The sequence below is a fragment of the Furfurilactobacillus cerevisiae genome (assembly GCF_048961765.1).
In the GTDB taxonomy this organism is placed as follows: domain Bacteria; phylum Bacillota; class Bacilli; order Lactobacillales; family Lactobacillaceae; genus Furfurilactobacillus; species Furfurilactobacillus milii_A.
The window spans coordinates 164,516-190,777 of sequence record NZ_CP185253.1 but is presented as its reverse complement, the minus strand read 5'-3'; the positions used below and the strand labels follow the sequence as shown (position 1 = coordinate 190,777).

Annotated in this window: 21 protein-coding genes; 9 read left to right on the top strand and 12 right to left on the bottom strand. The window is 44.3% G+C overall.

All coding sequences use genetic code 11. The annotated features are described in order from the left end of the window. The first annotated feature begins 151 nt into the window (after positions 1–151). The 3 genes from map (at position 152) to ABUE36_RS00840 (ending at position 3,386) form a co-directional block, all read left to right on the top strand. Positions 152–934, top strand: coding sequence for a type I methionyl aminopeptidase (gene map, locus ABUE36_RS00850; protein WP_017261265.1), 783 nt, complete (start codon positions 152–154; stop codon positions 932–934). Positions 935–1,083: 149 nt separating this feature from the next. Further along, positions 1,084–2,469 (top strand): DUF2252 domain-containing protein, encoded by a 1,386-nt coding sequence (locus ABUE36_RS00845; RefSeq protein WP_161002468.1) that lies wholly within the window; start codon positions 1,084–1,086, stop codon positions 2,467–2,469. 125 nt (positions 2,470–2,594) lie between these two features. Continuing rightward, positions 2,595–3,386, top strand: a complete 792-nt coding sequence (locus tag ABUE36_RS00840) for an SIR2 family NAD-dependent protein deacylase (RefSeq protein WP_161002467.1) — start codon at positions 2,595–2,597, stop codon at positions 3,384–3,386. Between the two features lie 50 nt (positions 3,387–3,436). Here ABUE36_RS00840 and ABUE36_RS00835 read toward each other — a convergent pair whose 3' ends face one another. Beyond that, the gene (locus ABUE36_RS00835; protein ID WP_161002466.1) at positions 3,437–3,925 is read right to left on the bottom strand and encodes a GNAT family N-acetyltransferase; all 489 of its coding nucleotides are present in this window, start codon (positions 3,923–3,925) and stop codon (positions 3,437–3,439) included. A gap of 110 nt (positions 3,926–4,035) precedes the next feature. On the opposite strand from ABUE36_RS00835, the gene ABUE36_RS00830 reads away from it, so the two are divergent. Continuing rightward, positions 4,036–4,908, top strand: a complete 873-nt coding sequence (locus tag ABUE36_RS00830; RefSeq protein ID WP_161002465.1) for a LysR family transcriptional regulator — start codon at positions 4,036–4,038, stop codon at positions 4,906–4,908. A gap of 74 nt (positions 4,909–4,982) precedes the next feature. On the opposite strand, the gene ABUE36_RS00825 is transcribed toward ABUE36_RS00830, so the two are convergent. Beyond that, the gene (locus ABUE36_RS00825) at positions 4,983–6,389 is read right to left on the bottom strand and encodes an MDR family MFS transporter (RefSeq protein WP_178943424.1); all 1,407 of its coding nucleotides are present in this window, start codon (positions 6,387–6,389) and stop codon (positions 4,983–4,985) included. A gap of 352 nt (positions 6,390–6,741) precedes the next feature. On the opposite strand from ABUE36_RS00825, the gene ABUE36_RS00820 reads away from it, so the two are divergent. Beyond that, entirely contained in the window at positions 6,742–7,491 is a 750-nt protein-coding gene (locus ABUE36_RS00820) for a hypothetical protein (protein WP_421016999.1), read from the top strand. A gap of 42 nt (positions 7,492–7,533) precedes the next feature. Here ABUE36_RS00820 and ABUE36_RS00815 read toward each other — a convergent pair whose 3' ends face one another. After that, positions 7,534–8,439: an IS30 family transposase gene (locus ABUE36_RS00815; protein ID WP_421016998.1), complete on the bottom strand. Its 906-nt coding sequence runs from the start codon at positions 8,437–8,439 to the stop codon at positions 7,534–7,536. Between the two features lie 93 nt (positions 8,440–8,532). Between ABUE36_RS00815 and ABUE36_RS00810 the strand changes: the two genes are divergently transcribed. After that, a complete protein-coding gene (locus ABUE36_RS00810) occupies positions 8,533–9,453 on the top strand; it encodes an IS30-like element ISLsa1 family transposase (RefSeq protein WP_011373852.1) in 921 nt (306 codons plus the stop codon). A gap of 25 nt (positions 9,454–9,478) precedes the next feature. Here the strand turns inward: ABUE36_RS00810 and ABUE36_RS00805 are convergent, their stop codons facing one another. Then, on the bottom strand, positions 9,479–10,240 hold the full coding sequence (locus ABUE36_RS00805; protein ID WP_178941794.1) for a MerR family transcriptional regulator: 762 nt from the start codon (positions 10,238–10,240) through the stop codon (positions 9,479–9,481). 682 nt (positions 10,241–10,922) lie between these two features. On the opposite strand from ABUE36_RS00805, the gene ABUE36_RS00800 reads away from it, so the two are divergent. Continuing rightward, complete coding sequence (locus tag ABUE36_RS00800; protein ID WP_161001549.1) at positions 10,923–11,297, top strand: RepB family plasmid replication initiator protein; 375 nt, start codon at positions 10,923–10,925, stop codon at positions 11,295–11,297. A gap of 144 nt (positions 11,298–11,441) precedes the next feature. Next, a complete protein-coding gene (locus ABUE36_RS00795; RefSeq protein WP_161001548.1) occupies positions 11,442–12,041 on the top strand; it encodes a TMEM175 family protein in 600 nt (199 codons plus the stop codon). Here the strand turns inward: ABUE36_RS00795 and ABUE36_RS00790 are convergent. From ABUE36_RS00790 to ABUE36_RS00760, 7 genes are all read right to left on the bottom strand, one after another. Next, complete coding sequence (locus tag ABUE36_RS00790) at positions 12,036–13,331, bottom strand: ammonium transporter (RefSeq protein ID WP_161001547.1); 1,296 nt, start codon at positions 13,329–13,331, stop codon at positions 12,036–12,038. The genes ABUE36_RS00795 and ABUE36_RS00790 overlap by 6 nt on opposite strands. A 783-nt stretch (positions 13,332–14,114) precedes the next feature. Then, positions 14,115–15,341 carry a multidrug efflux MFS transporter gene (locus tag ABUE36_RS00785; RefSeq protein ID WP_161001546.1) on the bottom strand — a complete coding sequence of 409 codons (1,227 nt, stop codon included), beginning with the start codon at positions 15,339–15,341 and terminating at the stop codon, positions 14,115–14,117. A gap of 75 nt (positions 15,342–15,416) precedes the next feature. After that, entirely contained in the window at positions 15,417–17,726 is a 2,310-nt protein-coding gene (locus tag ABUE36_RS00780; protein WP_161001545.1) for an Ig-like domain-containing protein, read from the bottom strand. 27 nt (positions 17,727–17,753) lie between these two features. Beyond that, on the bottom strand, positions 17,754–18,779 hold the full coding sequence (locus ABUE36_RS00775; RefSeq protein ID WP_161001544.1) for a DUF916 and DUF3324 domain-containing protein: 1,026 nt from the start codon (positions 18,777–18,779) through the stop codon (positions 17,754–17,756). Positions 18,780–18,959: 180 nt separating this feature from the next. After that, positions 18,960–19,643 (bottom strand): WxL domain-containing protein, encoded by a 684-nt coding sequence (locus tag ABUE36_RS00770; RefSeq protein WP_178941791.1) that lies wholly within the window; start codon positions 19,641–19,643, stop codon positions 18,960–18,962. A gap of 223 nt (positions 19,644–19,866) precedes the next feature. Further along, the gene (locus ABUE36_RS00765) at positions 19,867–21,540 is read right to left on the bottom strand and encodes a glycoside hydrolase family 13 protein (protein ID WP_178941790.1); all 1,674 of its coding nucleotides are present in this window, start codon (positions 21,538–21,540) and stop codon (positions 19,867–19,869) included. 53 nt (positions 21,541–21,593) lie between these two features. Continuing rightward, the gene (locus tag ABUE36_RS00760; RefSeq protein WP_186337566.1) at positions 21,594–22,976 is read right to left on the bottom strand and encodes an SLC45 family MFS transporter; all 1,383 of its coding nucleotides are present in this window, start codon (positions 22,974–22,976) and stop codon (positions 21,594–21,596) included. Positions 22,977–23,170: 194 nt separating this feature from the next. Here ABUE36_RS00760 and ABUE36_RS00755 point away from each other — a divergent pair, with 194 nt between their 5' ends. After that, entirely contained in the window at positions 23,171–24,166 is a 996-nt protein-coding gene (locus ABUE36_RS00755; RefSeq protein WP_421016997.1) for a LacI family DNA-binding transcriptional regulator, read from the top strand. Positions 24,167–24,604: 438 nt separating this feature from the next. Here ABUE36_RS00755 and ABUE36_RS00750 read toward each other — a convergent pair whose 3' ends face one another. Beyond that, entirely contained in the window at positions 24,605–26,254 is a 1,650-nt protein-coding gene (locus ABUE36_RS00750) for a zinc ribbon domain-containing protein (RefSeq protein ID WP_161000675.1), read from the bottom strand. Between the last annotated feature and the right edge of the window lie 8 nt (positions 26,255–26,262).

Genomic DNA, 26,262 nt, shown 5'->3' with positions numbered 1-26,262 from the left:
GTTCTCTCAATATTCATCATAGTGAACTCACTACAGAAATGCAAAAGGTAAGAGCGACAAGCCTTTTCAAGCGAGACGCTACTCTTTTTATCCTAAAATGGTTATACTAAATAAGTATAGTTATCAAAGACAAAAGGAAGAGAAAATAGTCATGATTACATTGAAATCACCTCGTGAAATCGAGGGTATGCGTAAAGCTGGCGCTGTGTTGGCCGGTATGCACATCGGTTTACGTGACATCATCAAGCCCGGTATTTCTAGCTGGGACATCGAAAAGTTTGCCGTACGTTACTTTGAAGAACACAACGCCAAGCCCGAAGAAAAGGGCTTCGAAGGGTATGACTTTGCTACTTGTGTCAGTGTTAACGACGAAGTTTGTCACGCTTTCCCACGTAAAGACCTGTTATTAAAGAACGGTGATCTGGTCAAAGTCGACACAGTTATTAGTGTGGATGGTTACATGTCAGATTCTTGCTGGGCTTTTGCGGTTGGCGATGTCAGCGATGAAGTTAAAAAGTTGATGGAAGTTACTAAGAAGGCTTTGTATCTTGGTATCGACCAAGCAGTTGTTGGTAACCGGATCGGTGACATCGGTTATGCTATTCAACACTACGTTGAAGACGAAATGGGCTACGGTGACGTTCGCGAATACGTCGGCCATGGCATTCAACCTACAATGCATGAAGATCCAATGGTTCCTGCATACGGTGAAGCTGGTAAAGGATTACGTTTACGTGATGGCATGACCATTACCATCGAACCCATGGTTAACGTTGGTGACTGGCGCTGTGCACCCGTCGCAGACGATGGCTGGACTGTTCGTACAGCTGATGGCAGCCTGAGCTGCCAGTATGAACACACCTTAGCTATTACCAAAGATGGTCCAAAGATCTTGTCGAGTCAGGATCATGAAGCTGACGCTAAGTATCTATAAAGAAGTATTTATAATTTCGTTTTGAGGCTATCCAACCGCCACTAGTTGGATAGCCCTTTTTAGTGGCGAAATTTAGCAATGTTTGTTTCTATACCGAACCACGGAGTATAATCAAACCAATATTTACTCAGGAGGCATCCTTAACTTTCATGGCAAATCGCGGTCTAGACATCAATAACATCATCGTCAATAGCAGCCAAACGGACTTAGAGCACATGGGCGACAAATTACGTGAAAAGGTCCCCTTTGATGCACTCGGCACATTCAAACAAACGCAACGCGATCCAACGCTCTTAATGCGGCGGATTTCAGATATGCTAGTTCCTGAATTACTGCCTGAACGGTATCGGCGAATGGGCGTATCAGCTTTTACGTTCTTTCGTGGTACTGCCGAGCTAATGGCGTTTGACCTCAACCACCAAGCTAGTACTCACATTCCCGTCATCATTTCAGGCGATGCACACCTTGGAAATTTCGGCTTCTTCGCCTCTCCCGAACGACGATTAGTGTTTGACTTGAACGATTTCGATGAAGCTGGCGTGAACTCCTGGGAACGCGACGTCAAACGACTGTTAGTGAGCGTTATTTTAGCTGGCCGCGAGAATGGTTACACAGATAAAAAGATTCATAAAATCACACGGAACGTGGCCAAAAGTTATCGGGCGGGCATTGAAGCCAGTATCAAACGGTCGACAATTGACCGTTTCTATCCAGCAAACGATGTTGCCAGCATTCTTCGGGCTGTTCCAGAAGGCGATCCAACGGCCGACATGATTCAATACTTCTTGGATAAAGCTGGCAAACGGAACTCGGAACAAGTCGTTAAAAAGTTCACGCAAACGACCGACGCCGGTTTACGTTTCGTGGATAACGCAAAAATTACGCGTCACACCAATGATGATGTCACGCGTAATATTATCGATTACCTTGCCGATTATCGTTCCACCGTGCGGACCGACATTGCATTGTTATTATCGCAATATCACGTCACTGATGTCGCACGTCACTGTGTGGGTGTCGGTAGCTTTGGCTCACGTTGTTATTTGGTTCTGCTCACTAGTATTGATGGCAGCCATCTTGTATTACAGATCAAGGAAGCTTTGCCAACTAGAAAGACTGGTGCCGAACGTCAACTGGCGCTGACCTCAACATTTGAGGAAAACGAAGGCCGCCGAATTATTGACAGCCAGAAAATTCTACAATCCGCATCTGATCCTTTTTTAGGTTATTTCCAAAGTAAAAAGCACAGTTTTTATGTTCGCCAATTCAGAGACATGAAAACATCTGTCGACCTTGACACACTAAATGAAGACCAGTTTCACGTCTATGCTGAATCGTGTGGTCGTTTGTTGGCAGTAGATCATTGTCAAACACCAACTGGTCCAATGATTGCCGGTTATATCGGTGACTCTAAGAAATTTGACCGGGCAATGACAGATTGGGCCGAAGCTTATATTCCACAAGTGGAAAAGGACTACGCTATCTTCTTAAAAAACCACCCCAAAGAACAGACACCAATCGACACAACAAAATAATGTTGCTAATGATATTTGCGTTTGCACGTAAATATCATTTTTTTGTCGACTTAAACGAGTTCACTCGCTCTGCAGAATAATTTCGCTACACTGACAGTATGAGACTAAGTAAGGAAGGTGAGCTTATGCTGGAACCAGAACAAACAGTATTTGATCGACAAATCGACCAACTCGCAAGACAACTGACTGCGGCTCACCACCCAACATTCCTAACTGGGGCTGGGATCTCTGTGCCAAGCCATATTCCCGACATGGAATCCGCCGTCAACCAGTTTGGTTTGTTCTCCCAAACTTGGTTGGAAGAAGACCCTGCCGCCTTTTATCAGCGTTTTCATCGGGAAATGCTGGATCCGATTCACAAATATGGTCCCACTAAAGCTCACCGAATTATTGCTCAGTTAGAACAACAACATCTCATTGACGGCGTTGTCACCACCAACGTTGATCACTTGCACCAACTCGCTGGTAGCTATCATGTAATTGAAGTTTGGGGCAGCATTAACGTTAACTTTTGTCTTCAATGTGGTCGTGTCTTTAATCTTCAGGCACTGCATTCAGATATTCCACGTTGCCCCGTTTGCCATGGCCTTTTGTCCCCAGAACCCGCATTCCGTCATCTCGGTGGTACCTTACCGCCCAACCTTAAACAAGCCAATGCTTATGTACGCCAACGTTTGACCGATGGCGCATGGCGCGTACCCTTAAACGATCAATTGGCCGATGAATTGCTGTCTCAAAGCGACCTCACAATTGTGACTGGGTCAAACGGATATTATCGCCATTGCTCGCCGCAACATGTTATCGAAATCAATCCCCATGCCACCTGGTTCACACAGTTCGCAGACTTCAGAATATCATCAACAGCTGATGAAGCATTCGCCGCTTTAGCAATGCAGTTGCGGCTCAATTTAAATTAACATCTGCAATTTTTACTATCGCTAACACTGATTGAACAGCTATTTAACGCCTAGAGTTCACGTTCATAAATGAGCGAATCGCGATCAGGAAATTCATAATCAACCGTCAACTTTTCCCGGGAAATACGTTTGAAACCCTGCTTTTCATAAAAGAAGTGCGAACGGTGCTCTCCCATTGGTGTGTCTAGGACCAGCTTGTCGATGTCAGGCTGTGCCTGCGCATACGTCAGCAATGTTTGGAAAAGCTTGCGCCCTAACCGATGTGGTTCACCACGATATTCTGGATAGGTGAATAGCTTCTTTAAAACGGCTGTTTGTTGACCAACTTTCAGTAAACCGATCGACCCGACCACTTTATCGCCATCTAGCGCAACCCAAAAATTGCCGCCATTGGCCTGATAATGATGCTCAATTTCAAAAACATCTGGTTGTTCAATCATTTTGATACCAAGATGAGCTTCATCGTTTTGACAAAATTCAATCAAATCTACTAGACCCGCCGTTAGCCGAGCGTTTGTATGATACGGTTCAATATTCATGTTTGTGACTCCCTTCAAGATGATTTAAGCTTACACGTGAATTATTCATTCGTAAAATTGATATTTTAAATACTATCAATCGAAAATAACGATGGAGCGTGTAAACAAACATGGAAATTCGCCAACTGACGACTTTTAAAACCATTCTTGATACAGGCAGTTTTACCAAGGCTGCCAAAACGCTCGGCTACACCCAATCAACGGTGTCAGCTCAAGTGAAAGCGTTGGAGCAAGAGCTAAGTGGCAGTCTTTTTAAATATGAACGACGCCAACTTTTCTTAACAGATACTGGCAAACGTTTGCGACCACTGGCTGACCAATTGTTAGCAGACTTCCAACAGGTTAAACATTTGACCGACCAGTCATCGGTTGCCGGTACACTACGCATCGCTGCTCCAGAATCCCTGACTGTCACTCACCTACCCACCATTATCCAAAACTTCCGTCAACAATATCCTGACGTTGACCTACAAATCGCCAATGCCACCTGTTCCTATAATCAACAGCGGCTACAAGATGGCGAGGCCGATATTGCTTTCATGATGTGGCCGTCTTTAACCACTACGGCACTGGTGGAACATGACTTGGGAGAACAATCTCTAACTTTGGTCACAGCCGCTGACAAACATAAAACGTTTGCGCAACTCATCAGTGAGCGCCATGAACCATTTATTATCAATGAGCCCGACTGCAGCTATCGTAATCAATTTGAACGATCACTATGGGGTGACTTTCATCGCCGCCCACAAATCATGGAACTGTGGAGCATCGCCGCCATTAAAGAAATGGTCGAAAGCGGCATTGGCTACTCGTATCTGCCAACAGCAACCATTACAAAGGAACTTCAAAATGGTCAGTTAGTCGCCATTGACAGTCCAATCCACAACGAAATTCATGCCCACATGCTGACACATAAACAAGCACGCCAACAGACACTGATTGATGCTTTTGTGAACGTCACATTGAGCAATTGGCGTAATTAAAAAGTTGGGTAACAGCGCCGCCACATCCCGTGGTGATACTGTTACCCAACTTTTTTGAATTTTATTCTGTTATATTAACGCTCAGCGGGTGCTTCATGACCTGCCGATTGCGTAGCGGAAGTTTCTTCAACATCCGCTGGGGCTTGTTGCTGCCGCACAAATACCGTGGCGACAATAACGCCAATAACGGCTAATGCCAATGTTAGCATAAAGCCCATCCGTGTTCCTGATGAAACGGCATCGCGTGTTCGTTGACCTGCTTCGCCAGTGCTCATCAAACTCGTTGAAAGTGCTGTGGCAATCGCACCACAGATCTGTTGAAGCGTGTTCATAATACTGCTACCATCAGCTGCTAATCGTGGTGGTAAAGCATTCAGTCCATACGTTTGCGCTGGTGACATAGCCAAAGGGGCACCGATCATTAAAATAATGTGTGCTACCACGACATACCAGTATGCAGAGTGGCTGTTAGTCAAAACCAGCAACACAGCACCCACCGCTGCAACACAAAAGCCGGCAATCACTGGACGACGACCGCCAAGCCGATCAAATAACCGGCCAGAAATCGACGAAACCACCGCGTTAATGATACCACCGGGCAGCATGAGCATCCCCGTCAAGGCGACTGGCACCATCAGGCCATCTTGCCAGTACATTGGCAACAGGTACATCGATGACATGATTACCATGAAATCAACCATAACTAACGATGTCCCAACGGAAAACGAACGGATGCCAAAGGCACGCACATTCAGAATTGGTTCATCTAGATGTAATTGACGACGGCAGAATAATGCCAAACTGACGATACCAACAACTAATGCCAGCAATACTTCCCATGAACCCCAGCCCGTTTGACTGGCTAAGCTAACACCAATAACGACGCCACCAAAACCAATGGTTGACATCACAATTGACAATACATCCACATGTGGACGCGTCAACTCACTAACATTTTTTGTAAAAATAATGGCTAAAATAAGTGCAATCAGCAAAATTGGAACCATGACCCAGAAAATGTAGCGCCATGAAAGGACACCTAGGATCAGACCGGCTAATGTCGGGCCAACCGCTGGTGCAAACATAATAACTAAGCCAATGATTCCCATTGCCGCACCACGTTTATCCATTGGATAAATCGATAAGGCCACCAAGAAAATTAACGGTAACAGAATTCCTGTCCCAATTCCTTGAATCATCCGGCCAACCAACAGCATCCCAAACGATGGTGCCAATGCTGCTACAATTGCCCCGACAATAAAATCACACAAAGCAAAAATCAGCAGTTGACGCGTAGTAAACCAGCGGGTCAATAAACTTGATAATGGCAATAGAATACCAACCACCAACAAATAACCAATGACTAACCATTGAATTGTCCCCATTGGCACGTTCATCTTTGTGGCTAAACTAGACAGCGCAATGTTTAACGCTGTTTCACTAAACATCCCGATAAAACCACCTAATAGCAAACCCATCATAATGGGGAAACGTTTAACGTTCTGTGTTTCGTCCAAAAAAGTCCTCCTAATCTATACGTGCCTAGCAACTGCCATGATAAATCACCGTCTGCTGGCACAATAGGTTACATTAGCAGAATTTTTTGCGCTTCGTAAGTAAAACTTTCAAAATTCGTCAGTTAACCGCTTACACCATCAAAATTGCGCCATCGCAACCGAATCGTTACCAACTTTGCAGTTCCTTAGACAGGATTTAAGCTGACTTTATGATGCCCTCCTTAAACTCATTATTAATCCAAACGGAAATGTTCTTATCACTTCAGCGAGAGCGATAACCCATTTTCAATTCACTTACATGAGGAGGAAATTTATCATGACAACTTTAGAAAGTAAATTTATGACCCGCATTGTTAACGTCGCTGGGACACCCTTCAGCATTAAAATGGGTGTTGTCACACCGGATGATCAGGCACATGCTTTGTTCGATCAAGCGCTGAGTAACATCCGGCATTTTCTTCGTCACGTCAATAAAATCACCACGCCGGCCCTCAATGCAGGCAATCCAATTGAGACACGTCAGGCACTTACCAAGCAAGAACTTGTTCCCCTTCAACACCAGTTTATGTTTGTCGACAATGCAACACCAGCCACGCTAATGACAGATGGCATCACTTACACAATGATTCAACAGTGGGCAATGCAACAAGCCTATCGGAAATACTTGGCACCACTACTGAGTCATAAGCAAGTCTTCGCCGTCGCCATTGAATCCAGTGGTAACGTTCAAGTCGGTACGGCCGCCGATACGGCCTTTACGTGGACACTTGGCGTAACTTCACCTCGTCACCAGCAAACGATGTTGGCCGTTTACAGTTTGCGTAATGGCGCCCTAGCAACCCAACGTTTTGATCGTCCGAAACAAACGATCACCCAAGCAACCATTATGTCCCGTGACCTCGCCGAGGCTGGCGCCTGGGCAGCAATTGCGGCCGTCACTTCCGAATCTGAATTTCTGCGAATCGCGGTTATTCAACGTTTGTCAGGCCTACTCATCAGTTCGGAACAAGAAAGTCAGTCGCTGGAGCGCGGTATTGTACAGCAGCACCAATTGGTGGCAGTGTAATCGAAGAGCGTTTCTAAAGTAGTAAAAAGGTAGATTGCAAATTTAATCCGAATTTTTGGACAAATTGGTCAGCATAACCTGATACGGTGTTTTCCAGTCAAGTATTTTAAGCGGTCTCTGGTTAATTTGGAGTAACGTCGTCGTTAAATCTTGAGCACTAATGTGCTCAAAACGAGTCCCCTTAGGATAAAAATAACGTAAATTCCGATTAAAGCGTTCATTACTACCACGTTCAGCTGGCGTATAAGCATGACAGTAATAGGTCTTAATACCATATTGTGATTCAAATGATACTAGCCCACTAAACTCAGTACCACGGTCCACAGTAAAACTGTGCACCGGTCCATTAAAAGTTGTTAGGAACTTAGTCAGTGCTTCATTAACACTCGCTGTCGTTCGGTCCTTTAACCGATATGCCCAAAGGAACCGTGATTTGCGATCGATTAAAGTTAATAAAACTGCCTTACTATGCCCACGAGGGCCAACGACGGTATCTAGTTCAAAATCACCGATGCGATTACGTTGATTAATCATCATGGGACGCTGTTCAATCGATCGCCCCAAAGATTGATTATATTTGGATCGTTGGTCAACGTTACGCCGTTGGCGTACGCCATGTTCAGGTAGATCATTCAAGGAGAAACCAATTCTCCCCTGATTTAGCCAATTATAAATAGATTTAGTCGCTAGTTTAAATTCGTGAGCAATCATTCCTGGTGACCAGCTTAGATGTAAATGGTTGAGAATTGTTTGCTTTAACTCATCGCTCAGCTTAGTTTTCCGACCACATCGTGATCGCTTGTATTCGGCATCTGTTTGTGCTAATTCAGCCTGATAAGGTTGACATCGAGATAATTCATAAGAAATTGTTGACGGTGATCGGTTCAGCCGAACGCCCATTTGGATATTGGACAGCCCTAGTTCACAAAAGGTTTCGATTTTAGGCAAATTCTATAATTAATCCGAACAGAAATTAAAAAGCCCAAAGTAATCACTTACAATGGTAGTAGCTAATTCCAACCAATATAGGGAGTGATTACTTTGGGTACATCTACTTTATCACGTTTTCAACGTGGCGCACTAGCACAACTGGTCAATGAGGGGAATAAATCTTACCAAGTAATGGCTGACGCCTTAGGCGTCGCCAAAGCTACGATTAGCTATGAGTTGGACCGGGTTAAACCTTATGATCCAGAATTAGCTCAGCAAGATGCAGATCGCAAAAGGCGGAATTGCGGTCGTCGTTCGATGCTGACGGCAGCATTAGCGACTTTAATTACCAATCACTTACGATTAACCTGGTCACCAGAAACCATTGCGGCCGCTTATAACTTGAGCACTGCGTCAATTTATAATTGGCTTAATCGTGGCTGGCTCCCCTTCAAATTGACTGATCTACCCAATCGGAATGTCCGCCAGCACCGAGTGAGCGAAAATCGTGGGAAATTTACAAGTGGGACTTCCATCGAACAACGGCCAACAACTGTTAATCAACGATTAGCTTTTGGTCATTGGGAAGTAGATACGGTGCTTTCTAGTCGAAGTGAGTCACGATCATGTCTGGTTACATTCGTAGAACGTAAGACCCGACTTCTATGGGCCATCAAAGCCCCTAATAGAACGGCTAAGGCTCTAAACACCGCCTTTGGCAAGTTTATGGGGGCCTTCGGTCCCCAAGTAAAATCCATTACTGTTGATCATGGTAAAGAGTTTGCCAATTATCAGGCCTTAGAACAGGATTATCAGATCAAAGTTTATTTTTGCCATCCATATTCACCATGGGAGCGAGGTTCCAATGAATATTTTAATAGACGGTTACGCTGGTTCTTCCCGAAAAAGACCAATTTTAGCCAAGTAACGACTGATGAGATCCTAGCAGCACTTGAACTAATTAATCAACGACCATTAAAAATACATCATCAACAGACTGCCATTGAAAGATTCCGGGCTTGTTCGGATTAAACTTGTAATTTGCCCTATTAAAAAATTATGCATATCGTTGAATTAATGAATTTAGCACAATAGCAGCCCGATTCCGTTTCGATTTATCTCGATAATAATTTTTAAATCGCTGATCCGACACATACAGCTGGGCTAAACCCTTATGGGCAGTGGTCGAGTAACTAGGCCAAAAGTAATTCAGCCACTTACGATGCAGCTCAACCACCTCATGAGCCATTTCACTATTTTCATTCTTTGAATCAATCACTAGTACCAACTTATCAATCATTTCTGTTTCAATGACCCTAGCATCTGCCATATCCTTTTGCGACAAGCCCAGATATTGCTGGTTGGCGTCCACCAAAGCAGCATCACCCCACTTTTCCGTGACCTCAGATCCAAAATCATGTGCATTTTGAGTAACCTGTGTCTGTTTAAAAGCGGCAAACTTTTTTTCATCTGTCATAATACTATCTCCTTGTTGATTTAGTTGGAGGGCAGCGTCCAAAGTCGTAATCAGCTGAGTTAACTGACGCTGTTGATCGACCAACAAATGCCGATGCATACGCAATTGATTTTCTCGTTCAGACAGAGGTAATCGCATAATTAAACCAATCTGCTTTAATGGCAAGTTGAACTGCTTAAAAAAACAAATTTGTTGGAGACGCAAAACTGCTTCTTCATCATATTGGCGATAACCACTACCTGTTTTGCCAGTTGAATGCAACAAGCCTATTTGATCGTAATAGCGAAGGGTTCGTGCACTAACTCCTGCTAAGGCCGCCAAATCTGAAATCAAATACGACATTTCATTGTCCTCCATAAAACCAACATAAACGTTTACGTAACGTAAGGGTCAAGCATATTCGCAAAAAAATCAATACAATATTAGCTTTCATTTAATACACGCCTATTTTAAACTTTAAAGCGCAGTTTGATACAAGCCAGCATCGTAGAAGACAAAAGAAAAGACCTCAGCTTTTTTATCACTGAGATCTCAAAATAATAATTATTTAATTATGGCAAGGTGTTTCGTGGTCGGCTAGTGTTTCTGGCCTACCCAAACGTTGAAGCTGTGTGGGCTGTTCGCGTCCGTTTCCTCTGGTTTCGTGAATAATTGATCCACGACCCAGTCCATTTTCGGACTATCAATATCAATAACACAATTCTTACTCAAATGTGCCACACTCCTTTTCAGACGTAGCCTTGATAAAACCATCAATGTTAACGCCTTGATGCTTAGGTTCCTAACAACAGTATTAAGTATAACAGGTTCGAGTCACTGTAAGGCAAGTATTAATCTAATAATTTTTTTCTAGCGTTCAAATGTTCTCTACAAACAGCCTCCCAGCGGCCACAATGGGACATATTAACATTTTCATTAGTTTTTAAGCTATGTAACAAAACCAGGAACAGATTAATTGCAGAAATCCGTCTTTCACGTTATCGTACTGCTATAAAAATATTTATTGTGGAAGGGGATCACTGTCATGACTAATAGCACATTTTCCATTGATTCCGTAAACTTTGATGGTCTGTCCAAAAATGAACTCAGTTTGTTCTTCGCAGTATTAACCCGTATGCACCACTTACGAACCACTAGCGTCGTGTTTAACTTCGACGAATTAACTTGGCTAACAAATGACACGGATGATGACGTCACTATCGACGACATTATTCCAGAAATACTGACAGACCTAAGTCGCACCAATATCACTTATGACTTAGGTGATGGTAAAGCACGTCACGATTTCTTCACTCGTGCGACTACTGTCGATGATCAACGCATTGTTTCGATCCAACTTAATCCCGACTTTGAATTCTTGGTTCAAGTAGATGCCAGCAAATGGAAACAACAATCCTAATGACAAATTGAAACAATCTCAAAAAACACGTCTGTTGGCGTGTTTTTTATTTGTCATATCATCCATATGCCCTATTAACAGACAACTTGCCGTATTTTAGCTTACACCGAAAACATAATTGATCATCTTTGGAGGCTTTTTCACATGAGTAAAGAACGTTTAACTGCATTCACTGACGCGGTCTTGGCAATTGTGATGACCATTCTCGTTTTAGAACTTAAACAGCCAGCCCGTGCCACGTGGTCAGCCATTTGGAACTTAAAACAAAGCTACTTAGCCTACTTTATTTCTTTCGTCGGCTTAACGATCATGTGGAATAACCAGCACCACATCTTTCAACTAGTCCATAAAATTGACGGCAGGGTTCTGTGGGCAAACGGACTCATGTTGTTCAGCGCGTCTTTCTTCCCATACGTGACCAAATTTGTTGATGAGCATTTCTTTTCTTCAACAGCGGAGTTATTCTACGGGTTTGTCTTTTTATTGTTATCAATTGCTTACTTTTCAGTCGATTTGGCATTGATTAAAGCCGATCCGGATAATAAAAAATTACGCTATGCCATCAACCGGCCCGTTAAAATAGTCGCTGATTTCGGCACCAAACTTGTCGGCTTGTTTATTGGCATCTGGTTTCCACCAGCCGTCATTCTCAGCACCTTTATCGCCATGATGATTTGGTTTGTACCAGAGCGTCGTGTTGAAGAAGAATTTGATCAATTTAAACAACAACATCATGAGTCATGATTGATGCCGATTGAAATGTGCGAGTTGACCCGCAAACTCTTTGTGGTGCTGACCAATTTCCGTACTGTACTCATCAGTGTTTTCCGCATGCTCACCATGTTCACTTTCGTCCAGGCCAACTCGCTCATCTGTAGCTGAGACCCGCATGGCGACGAATCGACGCAACACTAAAATAATCGCGGCGCTCGCAATTGCCACTAAAATAATCGTGACACCGGTAGCCAATGTTTGAATACCTAACAAGTGCCATCCACCACCATAAAATAAGCCATTCTCAGCAATTGTGCGATTAACGGTGCGGGTGGCAAACACGCCGGTCAAAATCGAACCGGTAATCCCAGCTACACCGTGACAGCCAAACGCATCTAGGGCGTCATCGATACCGATTCTGGCCTTCAGCACATGAACGAAGCCGTAGCTGGCCAACGTTGCCAATAAACCAATCCAAAACGCCCCGCTAACGGTGACATAACCCGCTGCAGGTGTAATGCCAACTAGTCCGCACAGCGTACCCGTACAGATGCCTGCCAGAGAAACCTGTTTTCGAATCGTCATTTCTAGTATCAGCCACACCACCATTGATGTTGCCGTTGCGACCGTCGTGGTCAGCATTGCCGTAACTGCCAATTGGTTGATCGCCAGCGCACTACCCGCATTAAAACCGTACCAGCCAATCCACAAAATGGCCGTGCCACATAACACCCAAGGCAAATTATAGGGTCGGTCTTGATGTGGATGTAGCCGCCGTCCCAGAAAAGCTGATAGGACATAAGCAGTAACACCGGCATTAATATGAACCACCGTGCCACCTGCGAAGTCCAAGACCCCCATTTGAGCTAACCATCCGTTTGGACTCCATACCATGTGAACCATCGGGTAGTAAATAAGCAAACTCCAAAACACAATGAATACGAGTAAAAAGTTAAAACGAATTCGGCCAACAACAGCACCCACAAACAATGCTGGCGTAATGATGGCAAACATCATTTCAAACAGAAAATACAGTGACTCGGGAATCTTCGTTGCAGTTAATTTCGTTAAGGATACGCCGCCAAGGAAGAAATGATTGATCTTACCAATAACACCACCAATGTCACCATTAAAGGCAAGTTCATACCCTACTGCGATGAACAGTAAAATTGCGATCCCACAAATAACAAAAACGGATAGCATCGTGCTGACCACATTCCGTTTGGACACCAACCCACCGTAAAAAAACGCTAACCCTGGCGTCATAAACAATACCAGAATCGTCGACAGCACCATGAAAGCAGAATTTGCAGCATTCATTTACATCACATCTTTCTCTCTTATTACGAAGCAGTATAGGTGTGGAACGACTGTCTGTAAAGCCAATTGTGTTCATTGGTATAGGTAAATGTCAGCTTTTGTAACATGGGTGCGACGCTCGAATCGAAACATTGGGCTATTTCACTGACTGACCGTTAAAATACCTTTAGGAAAACTTATCTTTTAACGACAACTGCCATGACGAAGCTTGTGTTTAAAGTGTCAATTACCCGTTGCGCCGACCGGAGACGCCGTTCCCTGGGACCGGGTTCAACCTGCAAAGACCGCAGTTTTCGCCCTTGCATATGAGCCGAAAGCCCACGTCTCATATGTCATCCCACAACACTAAGCGGCCAAATTCCCGCCGCCAAGTGTTGTCGACAGGGAACTCTGTCTCCAATCAGCTCCACTCCTTTAGCTAAGGATTAAGCTTTACATGCCTACTGCTGTTATTCAGCGATAGTCGTCCAAATAACTATTCATCACTATATTAGACGGAGGGCGGCAACGGTGATACCGAGCCGTGAAGGTAACATTAATTCGGTAATTTTCCGAATTTAGGTTACGGACGGACGCAAAGACTCGCGGGCTTCACGAGGCTTTGTGTCGAGGTGAAAGACTCCGGTTTTCAGTAGGCTTGAACCGGTCCCACGGCGAGCGTGTCACTGGTGCCAACCGCAGGTGACATCTAACGCTATGTTCTACCGCACATTTTGAAAAGTTTGGTCGAAAACAGCAATCGGTCCATCTCCAGTTTGGGGAATGGACCGATTGCTTTGTTAACTATGCTTGCTCGCTAGTTGTGTTTGAACCATGATCTGTTCGATAAGCCCACATAACAACGACTAAATTAATGATGACCAACAGCGTTGTCATCAGGAAAACGTAACGGTAATCGAGCACACCCGCTACCCCTGAGGCCAACATTGGCCCAACGACGGAACCAATTGCTTGTGACGACTGATTGTAACTGAAAATACGGCTCACCGCGTCATCAGGTGTATTCAATGTCATCACTGTTTGGGTCACTGGTAGTAGCGCGGCATCCGAAATACCGACCAAGAATCGTAAAATACCTAGCATGACAACGGTGGTGACGAAAAACATCGGGAAAAAGACCAGACCACAGAATATTAATCCAGCAATCAACACGCGTTGCGGTCCAATATGGTCGCCGAGCGCACCCAGTCGTGGCGCTGCAATCAACGTTGCAATCCCTGGTAGGGCAGCAATTACCCCACTGGTTAAGGCAATATTTCCACGGCCATGCATCAATTCTTTCACAAACAGACTGATGATTGGATTGATCGATGTCGTCGCTGCCTGAATCAGCATGGACGAAATAATCATCGCCCACACAATCCGTACATGTTTGATACCTGCAAATGCACTCTGGTGCTCCGTGGCGGCCTTACCCGTAATTGGTTTAAAGTCTTCTTTAACAAAGAAGTATGTGACCATTGACGCTATCAACATCAGACCACCGAACATATAAAACGGAATCCGATAGCCAAAAATCCCAGCAATGTAACCACCGATAACAGGGCCAACTAACTGACCACCAACTGCACCTGTCGTTAATGTACCCATCGTTTGGCCGCTTTTTTCCATCGGCACCTCACTAGCAATTAGTGCATAAGCATTGTTGATGTAACCAGAAAATGCACCTTGAATCAAACGTAGCGTAATCAACACCCAAACGTTTGGCGAAAATCCGGTTAACGTTGCCGTAATGGTCATCCCGATGGCTGCCCGAAGTAACATTGGTTTGCGACCCGTTCGATCGGCCAGCCGTCCCCACAATGGTGAAACAATTGCTTGACTTAAAAATGTGACGGAAAACGCTAGGCCGGCATATAGCGTTAATTCCCATTTAGGGTAATGGCCCATTTCACTAATAAATAACGGTAAAAATGGCAGACTCATGCTGGCACCTGCACCGGTAACAAAATTACCGATCCACAATGCGTACATGTTTTTCTGCCATTGTTTAAGTGACTGACGCTTCATTTCGTGACTCCTTCAAAATACTGATAGAATCACTATAACACTTTAATTTTTTTGACATGAAGCGTTGATTACTATTTATTTTGTCGGTCCTGTCGCTAAATTTAGATTCAACGTGCCTTGATAACTTTCTGCATAAACGTTGTCACTCTTCACGCTAAGTCCCATGCCACGGTTAACTGTTTGCTGAGTCGCAGTATCCATCATCCCCGTTCGTTTGAACTGACTGGTAGGATAGACCGTCGTATTCGCTGAATTATTAGTGAAGATTGGCAGAGAACTGGCCGATAATGGTGTTTTGACGCCATTTGCATCTGTAAAGATCAACGGTTGTGCCAACTTATGACTAGGGTTGGTCGTGCTCACCAGTTCATTATTAACGAGCGTTGCTGATAGCGTCCAATTCGCACCGGTGCCACCGTTTAGTGAATTCACAATGCTGACACCAAAATCATGAGCTCGCGGAGGTGTCAGCGTGGTTCCTGTCTTAATGGTAGCGGGTGTAAAGTTCAACGGCGACACTGACTGAATGCTTAGCTGTTCAACCAGCGGAACCTTCAGTGTTTCCGACGCACTAACGCCGCCCGATCCGTTTGTCGCACTTATCGTTAATGTTTCACCACCAACAGCAGCTCTATTCAATGCCACTTGATAAGTGCCGCTTCCTGTCACCACAGCTGTTCCCAACGTCGCGCCACTATTATCCTTAACTGTAACCTGACTGCCTGGTTGCGCCAAATTACCCGTCAAACTGGTTGCGCCGTCACCTGCAATAACTGAATGTGGTGTTGGCACTGCAATCACGATTGGTACCGTCCCCGTCACTGCATCATTCATTCCCGGAATCGACAATAGCATGCGGTGCGTCTGCTGTGGATCAAGTCCGTTAAGCGTGGTGACCTTAGTAGCCGGATTCACACCTGTTGTCGATCCGGTAGTTGCCGTTCCACCCCGTGTGATTGGATTATCGGCGCCTAAATTATTGCCGTCAATCACTAGTTCAGTAGCGTTACTGCTGCTTGGAAAACCGGCTCCTGAGGCTGTCAGTTGCCAACCGTCATTTGTATCCGCTGCCGACGCTTGCTGATTCCAAACAAATTTTGGCGCATTAGTCACCTGAACCGTTTGATTTTGTTTGACAACCGTCGTGTTCGTTTCGCTCATCCCTTGGTTGGTCACGGTAACGGTGAGTGTCTCGCCAACGACAACTGCGCGGTTGAGACCAACTGTATAAGTTCCACCATCGGCAACGGCCCCTGTACCTAATACGTTGTTATTACTGTCTGTGACCTTGATTGTTGCTCCAGCCGGTAAGACCGTCCCGGATAAACGCCGCTGACCCGACCAAACATCGTTAATTCCAGGCTTGTCTGGATTGACATACAGATTAATCGTATTGGCGCTTGTCCATGGATTCACAGGTCGACCATTATGATAAGCAACAACCTGCAGTGTATGCGTACTTCCACCTGAAAGACCATTAAGGGCGGTTTTAATCGCCGTCCAGTTACGGGCGGCTATTTTAGCAGTGTTCACTGTCAGCGTCTTCCCTGAAATCACCGTATCAGCACTTGTAAATGCATCTCCGGCGACTTGCTGACCATCGATCATAAACGACACTGTGTTGACTTGATCAGCCGTCGTGTAATTAAACGCAAAGTTAGCGCTTAACTGTAATGACTGCCCAAAAATGGTTGGCATTGTGCCCGTCCGTTTGTCATAGGTCACACTACTTGGCAAACCACCTGCATTAACTTGAGTAATTGACATGCCCGGATCAACCACGGTTTGATTTTCCGTGTAGAGTGGAATCAAGCCGAGTGCTCGGTTGATAACGGTTATTTTGTCGCCGGTTTTCATTGGTGTTCCAATATCAGTCGTCCAATCACCCGTTAAAATGGATACTGTAGCTTTGACAACATCGTTTAAACTAACCGTTAAACCGCCAAGCACACCAAGTATATCGTTGTTTCCTCGAACTGTTTGGCCATTTTGAACCAATGTTGACGTGTCCAAACGTGTAACTAATTGTGTGCTAATGCCGTCATCCTTTAAACGCGCCTCAGCTTCGGCCTGTTGATTCTCAGTGGTATCCTGATCCGCTGCTGTTTCCTGTTCAGATGCATCTACTACCTTTGATCGTGTGTCGTCATTATCAACTATTTCGCTAGTGTCCATTGGCAGTGAATGGTCAGCAGGTTTCGATTCGCCTGAATCATTCGAGCTTGATTGTGTTTGGCTTGACGATTCTGTGTTTACCAAACTAATGGCGGGTTGATTTAACTCCTCGGCATGCACAACTACGCCACTGCCAATCGCCATCACCGGTCCCCACGTTAGCACGCCGATCATTAAAATTCGGTTCAGTGTTCGCTGCCAGTTACGCATCTTGCACCTCCTCGGTTGTTCAAAGGGCTAACGCCGACGTCGGAACCACCATGTCGCGCCACCAATAACAACACCTAAAACGATTACTACGCCGGCGCCTTCTAGCATATACAAGCCAGGATGGCTCGTTTTGGCCTTATCAAGAGACTTGTTATTAATTTTGTTTGCATCGCTAGCACGAATCGTAAAATTACGTTTGAAATGCCATGTGTCATTAGCATTTTTGGCCGTCATTTTTAACGTGTATTTGCCTGGCTTCAATTCCTCGCCACCAAACAGAATTGGAAAATCGAAATTAGAGTTTGGTGCCATGATCATCTGCTGCAACTTTGCCTGTTTGACAACCTTATTGGAACCTTGTTGGTAGACTTTTCCCTGCACAGTCAGGTCAGGAATAATGACTGCCGCCGTATTTTGCAAATTCGCAAAGATTCCTTTTTTGTAGTTACGTAAACCAGGTTTCACGTCATTTAATTTCAATGCCACAGAGACCTCATGATTCACCGTTAACTTCATCGCAACTGCGTAAGAGTATTTATTGTTAACAGTCACACCAGTTTTTTTATCTTTTCGTTTTGTGTCGACACGTTCAAAATACCAAGCGCCAAGAATAACACCTGTTTTGGCATTGTCTGGTACGCGAATCGTTGCCGACACTTTCTTTGTACTGTTGGCCGGAACAGTAATCACCTTTGCCTCATGGAGTTGAGTAATCTTTTTCAGTGGCACTTTCAACGTGGAATCCTGTTTCTTCGCCTCAGTTACATACTCAATCTGCCCATTTTCGTTAGTATGTGCAGTGTGAATTTCATTTTTGATCTTCATTGCTTTATTAGACGTATTTTGCACGACTGTTGAGACAGTTTGCGTTTGCCCAGGATTCATCTTCAAGTCAAAATAACTCTGTTTCTTATCTATCTGATTTTCTGGGATCTGTGCTTGCACATTAAAATTAACGATTGAATCATCCTTGGCGGCTTTGACCAAACCCGTTGTGATAAACATTGCGGCTATGCCGGACAGGATAATCAGTAATCCTCTTAGTCGTTTCATTGCGGTTCCTCCGTCGTCTTTTTTGGGTATCTATCAAGGCTCGGTCCTTCCCAAGCTTCGGCACCACTCTTTTAAATGTGCACCTGATGCCCAGAAGCCTGCGCATAACTCTGTTTTAAAAAAGTCGTCGCTCAACTTCGCAGCTGACCGGCGACTTCAATTATGGGGTCAGAATATTTGTTAACTTGCTGGTGAATCTTGTAGCGTCCACGTTAAGTTTGTGGTGTAGTCCTTAGCCTCGGCTGTTCCGCCGATAATGGTTAATTCCGTTTGTGCTGGTGTCCAGCGGTCAACAGTCAATCCACCACCCTTTGTTGCCGGAGCTGATAAGAGTGTTCCACCGACACCTAACGCATTGCTAACCTCGCTTGCAACTGCACCGTTATCAATACCTGACTCAGTTACAACCTCACCGGCTGGTAGTTTCAATGTTGCACCTTCCAGTGTGTCAGTCCCTGACATCAGTGGTGTACCAGAAACCTTTAACGCCCAACCGGCGTTAGTCCCACGCTCATCAGAAACTTGTGCCGACTGGTATGTGCCAATTACATCAGAACCAGTGGTACCCATACGTTTTGTCGTTGCCGACTGAATTGGTTGGGTACCAAACGAAATCAGCTTCGACACATAGTTCAGTCGTAGTGGACCTGTGGCACCGGTACCAGGATGCTCTGGATCATCGATTGGACCACCGCCAGGATTACCTGGATCAACTGGCCCCGTTGGCCCTTCACCAGCGATAAATCCCGCAGTCACTTGGGTTGTCGCAGAACCAACATCACCGGCCGCTTTAACACTCATTGCGGGCCCAATCAGTAGTCCAAATGCTGCAATGACACCGAAAAGTTGTGTTTTTTTAAACATGTTTGGTCCTCCTTTATAGACTCCGGTCAATGTATATCAACCTGAAGTTCGACTTTGCATGCTTGTAAGTTGACCACCATAATTGTTAGTTCCAGAATAGTAACTCTCGTCATGTTTAGGCAAATTTTATGATTATAATCAGAAAAATCTAAAAGTAAAAAAGTTCCACGTGAAAACAAAAAAGGTGCGCGCCATTTGGCAACGCACTTTCGACACGATTTAATTAGTCTTCGTCAAACTCATAAACTTTACTCTCATATGGGCGTAACGTGACACCTTGGTCATCGGCGTAGTTACCGATAAGTTCTTCACTTGCCTCGCCCTGATGATAATTGCGGGAAACAGTGTCATTAGTGAAGTTACACATAACTAACAAAGTGTGGCCATCGTAATGACGTTTGTACGCATAAACCTGATCGTCATCAGCGTCTAGTGCCTCAAAATCACCAAACTTAATCAGGTTGCTACCATGACGAAGGGCAATTAGCTTCTGATAGTACTTGAGGACTGAATCTTGGTCATTTTCTTCAACCGCTACATTGATTTCAGGATAATTGGCATTCATCTCAGACCACGGTGTGTGTTCAGAAAAGCCAGCGTTTGCCGCTGTGCTCCACTGCATTGGTGTCCGCGCATTATCACGGGAAATGTTAGCCAAGTCCTTCATCATTTGACTCGAGGACACGAGGTGCTTTTCTTCAACCATTTCCTTGTAACCGTTCAATGATTCCAGATCACGGTACTGTGATAGTGACGTGAAGTGAGCATTGGTCATCCCCAGCTCTTCACCTTCATAAACGTATGGGGTTCCTTGCAGCATGTGTAATGCCGTGCCTAGCATCTTAGCAGCTCTAACGCGGACCGCCGGATCGTCATTAGCAAACCGGGAAACGGCGCGTGGTTGATCATGGTTATTCCAGTACAAACTGTTCCAGCCTTTGCCATCTAGCTCCTGTTCCCAACGGTTGAGGGAATCTTTCAACTCTGTCAGTTTGACCGGCTGATCGTTCCATTTGCCTAACCGAACATCAGGGTTAGCACTCAACCCAACGTGTTCAAACTGAAAGACCATGTTCAGCTCTTCGCTCTTCAAACCTGTATATTTGATTGCGTCCTCTGGTGTTGAACCAGGCATTTCGCCCACTGTCATCACATCATAATGTGACAACACTTCTTCATTCATCTGATGCAAGAATTCATTTAATCGTGGTCCATCAGCGACAAAGTCCATTGTTGTGCCAGCGGTCGCTTCACCAGGCACATCCGGTAAACCAGGTTGTTTCGAAATCAGGTTGATGACGTCCATCCGGAAACCATCGACCCCTTTATCCAGCCAAAAACGTTCGATATCAAAGACGGCTTGACGAACATCGGGATTCTCCCAATTCAAATCGGGCTGTGCCGGGGCAAACAAATGTAAGTAATATTGGCCGCGTTCTGGCACATACGTCCACGCCGGACCGCCAAATGCCGCCTGCCAGTTATTCGGTTCATGACCGTCAACTGGATCGCGCCAAATATAATAATCGGCATATGGATTGTCTTTAGACTGACGACTCTGCTTGAACCAAGCGTGCTGATCAGATGTGTGGTTAACAACCAAGTCCATCATCAATTTCATCCCGTGCTCATGAACCTGTTTGAGCAACGTATTGAAGTCATTCATATCGCCATATAAGGGATTAATAGCTTTGTAATCCGCGATATCATAACCATTATCCTTGTTAGGTGATTTATAAATTGGGTTCAACCAGATCACATCGACGCCAAGTTGTTTAATGTAATCGAGCCGTGACGTAATCCCAGGTAAATCGCCGACACCGTCGTTATTGCTGTCCTGAAAACTCATTGGGTATATTTGATATACAACTGAACCTTGCCACCATTGATGTTGCATGATGAACCTCCTCATTTTTCTCTTAGCTAATTTAATTCATTTTTCCAAACTGACTATTTTGTTTCTGAAAGTGCTGGGTGAATCACGCTGACTGCAAACGCACCAAGAATCAGAGAAATACCACCGACGACGATCATGCCAGGCATTGACTGACCGATGAGTGGGAAGATCGCAAAGCTGGCCACTGATGCAATGATCTGTGGCAAACAGATTCCACAGTTGAACAATCCTAAGTAAGCGCCTTCATTTGTGCCATCCAAAGATTCTGTAAACAGTGAGAACGCCTGTGTTTGCATGGTTAAGTAACTAATCCCAATCAAACAGAATGGGAAGATCAAACCCATTTGTGAGTGGGTGAAGAACACCATGATGAAGCCAACACCACCCATCACTAAACCAATTCTGTACCATAACTTACGCTGCGTAGCCTTAGTGCGTGACAGCAACAACATGCCCCACAGTACAGCAGCAACAGATTGGATACACGTTAAAATACCGTACCAGTTACCGGCAGCTTGATAACCTGCAGATGCTGGGTTCGTTGTGTGCCAAACATTATCCGCAATAGCGCCAGTGCTGTATGTCCACAAATACTGGAAAGCAAACCAGGCAAAGAGTTGAACAAATGAAACTTCCCAGAATGCCTTTGGGGCGACTCTAACCAAGTGCCACAGACTAACATCGGGCTTCTTTTCGTTTGGATCAATATCGTGATACAAATCATATTGCGTTGGGTTATATTCCTTAACCGACATAATCGTGTAAAGCGAAGTCAGTAACAGAATTCCGGCGCCAATGTAAAAGGCCAACTTAACTGAGTTTGGCACCTGCCCTTTTGGCGCAATGTTAGTAACACCAAACAGTGTCAGAACATATGGAGCAATCGTCGCAAACACACCACCAAGGTTTGAGAATGATTGCTGCCAAGACCATGCCATGTCCTTTTGGTCTTCGTTAACCATGTCACCGATGATCATCTTGAATGGCTGCATACATACGTTTGAAGATAGGTCCATGAATAAAATGGTAAAGGCACCAAATAATAGCGCTAATAGTGAACCATATCCGAAACCGAATGAACCAGCGTTTGGCAAGAGAATCATAACCAAAGCGGCAATCGGGGCACCAATCATTAAGTAAGGCATCCGCCGACCAAACCGATTCCATGTTTTGTCTGAATATTTACCGATTAACGGCTGAACAACCATCCCTGCCAATGGTGGCAAAATGAAGAAGAAACCAAGTTTAGTTGGATCTGCCCCGATGGTCTGGAAAATCCGGCCCATTTGTGATGATTGAAGTGAAAAAGCCATGTTGATGCCAAAGAATCCAAAGGTCATCGCAAAGATTGCCGATAACTTTAATTTTGGTAGCCCCTTATTAACATCAACTTCCGTCGACGCTTTTACTTTAGTGTCTGAATCCGTTGCTTGCATAATCAAGCCTCCTATAAATATGTACCTGGGTCTTGTTGACTTCGCGTTATACAGTATCGTAAGCGCTTTCAAAAAGTACATTATCACATTACACAAACGTTTGCAACATTGTTAAAACAATAACACAAACGTTTGCGTATACTTGTATAATTACGAATGGTAAACTTGAGACAGTAAATTTTATTGGAGTGCTTATGCGAGTAACCATTAAGGATGTCGCGCAGGCGGCGAACGTTTCTGTCTCGACCGTTTCGCGTGTGCTATCAAATAAAGAAAACTTTTTTGCTTCAAAAACGGCTGACCATGTCCGCAAAGTTGCCGCCGACCTAGGTTATCAGCGAAATGCCTACGCTGCTGACTTGGCCAGCCATCAAAGTGACGTACTGGCAGTTGTGATTTCTGCCACTAAATCAAATTTTGCCGATGAGATCATCACCGGTATTCACGATGTGGCGACTAAACACGGCAATAGTGTCATGATTTTGTATGCTGGTGAAAATAACCCCACATTACAGGACAAAGCCATTAAGACGGTCATTGAACGAGACGTCATGGGCGTTTTGATTGTTGCCTTGGAACTTGGCGATGAATCGCTCAATAGTCTGAAAACGAGTGGTATTCCTCACATTTTTCTTTCAACCGCGGCCAAAGAAAACCTCGGTCCGTTTATTGCCTCTGACGATCATGCTATCGGGTATGAAGCAACCAAATACCTCATCGAGCATGGTCACCGCAAAATTGGTTTGGTTGGTATGGACGAGCAATCATTTGTCGGTACACAGCGTATGAACGGATATCGTGAAGCAATGGCAGAGCATGGTCTATCGATCAATGAGGACTGGTTAGTCCCTGGTTACTTCACATTTGAAGATGGTGAAGCGGCCATGCAGCATTTTGGCAAACAACCAGCGGTTACCGCAATTATCGCGAACAGTGACCTAACCGCTATCGGTGTCATCGACCAGGCCCGCGATTACGGCTTAGAAGTCCCCGCACAACTCTCTGTCATGAGTATTGACGGAACCAAACTGACCCGTATTTTCAGACCGACCATCACTAGTGTCACGCAGGACTTCTTCCAAATCGGCCGTGCTGGTTGTGCGGCTCTGTTGACTGGCGACAATGAGCCAATCCAGTCCAAGTTTTTGCCAATTAAAATTGTTGAGCGCAATAGCACTAGGCAATTTTAAAATAATTAAGGTTACAAGTATCATATTATCCTTGGACACTTATCTAACCACTGATTGTAAGCATCGACGCGATTGCCGACTAACGTTTCCGGTTGTCAAAGATGAACGCAACCGTGGGACCAGTTCAAGCCTTCTGAAACCTGAAGTCTTTCACCTCGTCGTGAAGCCGAAACTCACGTCTTCACGACCGTCCTGTGGTGTAAATTCGGCAGAAAACCGCCTCATTAACACCACTGACACGGCTTGCATTCATCTTTGACGCCCTTCAACTCACACAGCAGTTAATTACTAGATGCTTGAACCTTCAGCAAAAACAGACTGTGAACCAAACCTTGAATGAAGGCCTTGGTTCACAGTCTGTTTTAAGTACAAAAAATCATCTATCATTTAGTTTAAAATCAGAACTAATGCATAGCGAATGGACGAACACTGTAATGGCTACATATTTTGCAAATTCAAATTTCTTTGAGAATTTACTTGGTAACTTTCATCATCAGTGTCGTCGTTGTCGTTATCATCTTCATCACTATCCGAACTATCCGAGTTATCGTTATCATCATTATCTGAATCGCTATTACTGTCAGAATCATCGCTAGAACTAGAATCATCACTGTCGGAATCGTTATTACTGTCAGAATCCGAATCATCGTCACCACCATTAGTCACATCACTAATTTTCTTTGCGGCTGCAATGGATTGAATTTTATTTGTACTGCCGGCTTTTACTATCGTCGCTACATACTGGAAAACTTGAATATGTTCGCTATCGTTCTTGTTAAAAAAGTCATACCGAATATTATATGTCACAGTGGACTGGTTAACTTTATTTGGCACCACATGTAAGTCCTCGACTCTGTAACTTACAGTGTTAATGCCAGAATCTTTCTGGTGGTACCCCTTTGCCATCTTCACAATATCGTTATATTGCGTATTGTCAGAACCATTAACAAAATAATCAGAAAATCCGCTTGGAATAGAACCGTTCGAACTTATCCTATCAACGTCACTAAAAAGCTCCGAAATTAAGCTATCAGCAGAATCATGCGACATCACACCTGGATAACCAACTGTAACCTCAGAATCTTGATCACTATCAGTAATCTTATGACTACGCGAAGTGACCTTTCCGCCTGCCCCATTATAAGTCATTGTGAGCATCATATTGTTTGACCACGGAATATCATTTAATTGAAGTGAACCATTACTGTCCAATTTTCCTTGTGACTTTCCATTGATTAAAACGTCAGCTCCTGCGTACCCTGTAACTGTAAACGATATCGTTTTTAATTGAAGATCAAAATCTTTGGCTGATTCTGGTGATAAATTATAGGTTCCATCATTTATCATATGATGTCCATTAACATCCCCCTCAGCCTTAAGTTGATATTGTCCGGCAATATAAGGACCACTCTTCTTTTGAATTGTGGCCTGCGAAGTTTTAAGAATATTGCGCTTATTTACTGACAGGTTAATACCGGGGTGGTTGGTATGCAAAGTAATCGTGAAGGTTTTTGCATTAATCTTATATCTTGTGAACAGTAACCATATATGACCAGATGGTCCAAAACTGTAACCATTATTATTGGTGCTACCGTTATTTTGTAGCTGACTCTTAAATCCTTTTAATGCATTCGGATCAGCCTGCATTTGTTTGATTAATGGTTGTAGCGATTTGTTGTTTAATTTCATGCCACCATCATCGGTAGTGAAATAGCTACCAACATTTTTATCGTTGTTTTTTATAGCCGCAATTGCACGATTTAACTGATTGGCCGACGAATAGTAATTTTGTCCAAACATATACAATCCAACAAATGCTACAACTACAACCGCAGCCACAATCCAAAGCCATTTTTTAATTGGTTTCACAGGCCTGGTTGGGCTAATTGATACTTGCTGGCGAGCATTCTGCATATTTGGCATCGTTTGCCGGCCCACTGAAGAGTTAGCCTCTCCTGTTGATTTTATTCCGTTGTGGGCTGCCTTATATTTGGCAATATCAAACCCGCAGTTACCACAAAAAACAGCACCAGGTTTCAACTTTGCACCACAATTTGGACAAAACTCTAATTTTTCTTGTTCAGACATAATTTCTG

Bases quoted from the DNA above. Each gene is read 5' to 3' on its own strand.
- ABUE36_RS00835 (WP_161002466.1), bottom strand. From the start codon at position 3,925: ATGAATATTGAACCGTATCATACAAACGCTCGGCTAACGGCGGGTCTA.
- ABUE36_RS00760 (WP_186337566.1), bottom strand. From the start codon at position 22,976: ATGCAAGCAACGGATTCAGACACTAAAGTAAAAGCGTCGACGGAAGTT.
- ABUE36_RS00795 (WP_161001548.1), top strand. From the start codon at position 11,442: ATGAGTAAAGAACGTTTAACTGCATTCACTGACGCGGTCTTGGCAATT.
- ABUE36_RS00755 (WP_421016997.1), top strand. From the start codon at position 23,171: ATGCGAGTAACCATTAAGGATGTCGCGCAGGCGGCGAACGTTTCTGTC.
- ABUE36_RS00800 (WP_161001549.1), top strand. From the start codon at position 10,923: ATGACTAATAGCACATTTTCCATTGATTCCGTAAACTTTGATGGTCTG.
- ABUE36_RS00765 (WP_178941790.1), bottom strand. From the start codon at position 21,540: ATGCAACATCAATGGTGGCAAGGTTCAGTTGTATATCAAATATACCCA.
- ABUE36_RS00785 (WP_161001546.1), bottom strand. From the start codon at position 15,341: ATGAAGCGTCAGTCACTTAAACAATGGCAGAAAAACATGTACGCATTG.
- ABUE36_RS00750 (WP_161000675.1), bottom strand. From the start codon at position 26,254: ATGTCTGAACAAGAAAAATTAGAGTTTTGTCCAAATTGTGGTGCAAAG.
- ABUE36_RS00830 (WP_161002465.1), top strand. From the start codon at position 4,036: ATGGAAATTCGCCAACTGACGACTTTTAAAACCATTCTTGATACAGGC.
- ABUE36_RS00805 (WP_178941794.1), bottom strand. From the start codon at position 10,240: ATGTCGTATTTGATTTCAGATTTGGCGGCCTTAGCAGGAGTTAGTGCA.
- ABUE36_RS00840 (WP_161002467.1), top strand. From the start codon at position 2,595: ATGCTGGAACCAGAACAAACAGTATTTGATCGACAAATCGACCAACTC.
- ABUE36_RS00775 (WP_161001544.1), bottom strand. From the start codon at position 18,779: ATGAAACGACTAAGAGGATTACTGATTATCCTGTCCGGCATAGCCGCA.
- map (WP_017261265.1), top strand. From the start codon at position 152: ATGATTACATTGAAATCACCTCGTGAAATCGAGGGTATGCGTAAAGCT.
- ABUE36_RS00790 (WP_161001547.1), bottom strand. From the start codon at position 13,331: ATGAATGCTGCAAATTCTGCTTTCATGGTGCTGTCGACGATTCTGGTA.
- ABUE36_RS00780 (WP_161001545.1), bottom strand. From the start codon at position 17,726: ATGCGTAACTGGCAGCGAACACTGAACCGAATTTTAATGATCGGCGTG.
- ABUE36_RS00820 (WP_421016999.1), top strand. From the start codon at position 6,742: ATGACAACTTTAGAAAGTAAATTTATGACCCGCATTGTTAACGTCGCT.
- ABUE36_RS00770 (WP_178941791.1), bottom strand. From the start codon at position 19,643: ATGTTTAAAAAAACACAACTTTTCGGTGTCATTGCAGCATTTGGACTA.
- ABUE36_RS00845 (WP_161002468.1), top strand. From the start codon at position 1,084: ATGGCAAATCGCGGTCTAGACATCAATAACATCATCGTCAATAGCAGC.
- ABUE36_RS00825 (WP_178943424.1), bottom strand. From the start codon at position 6,389: ATGATGGGTTTGCTATTAGGTGGTTTTATCGGGATGTTTAGTGAAACA.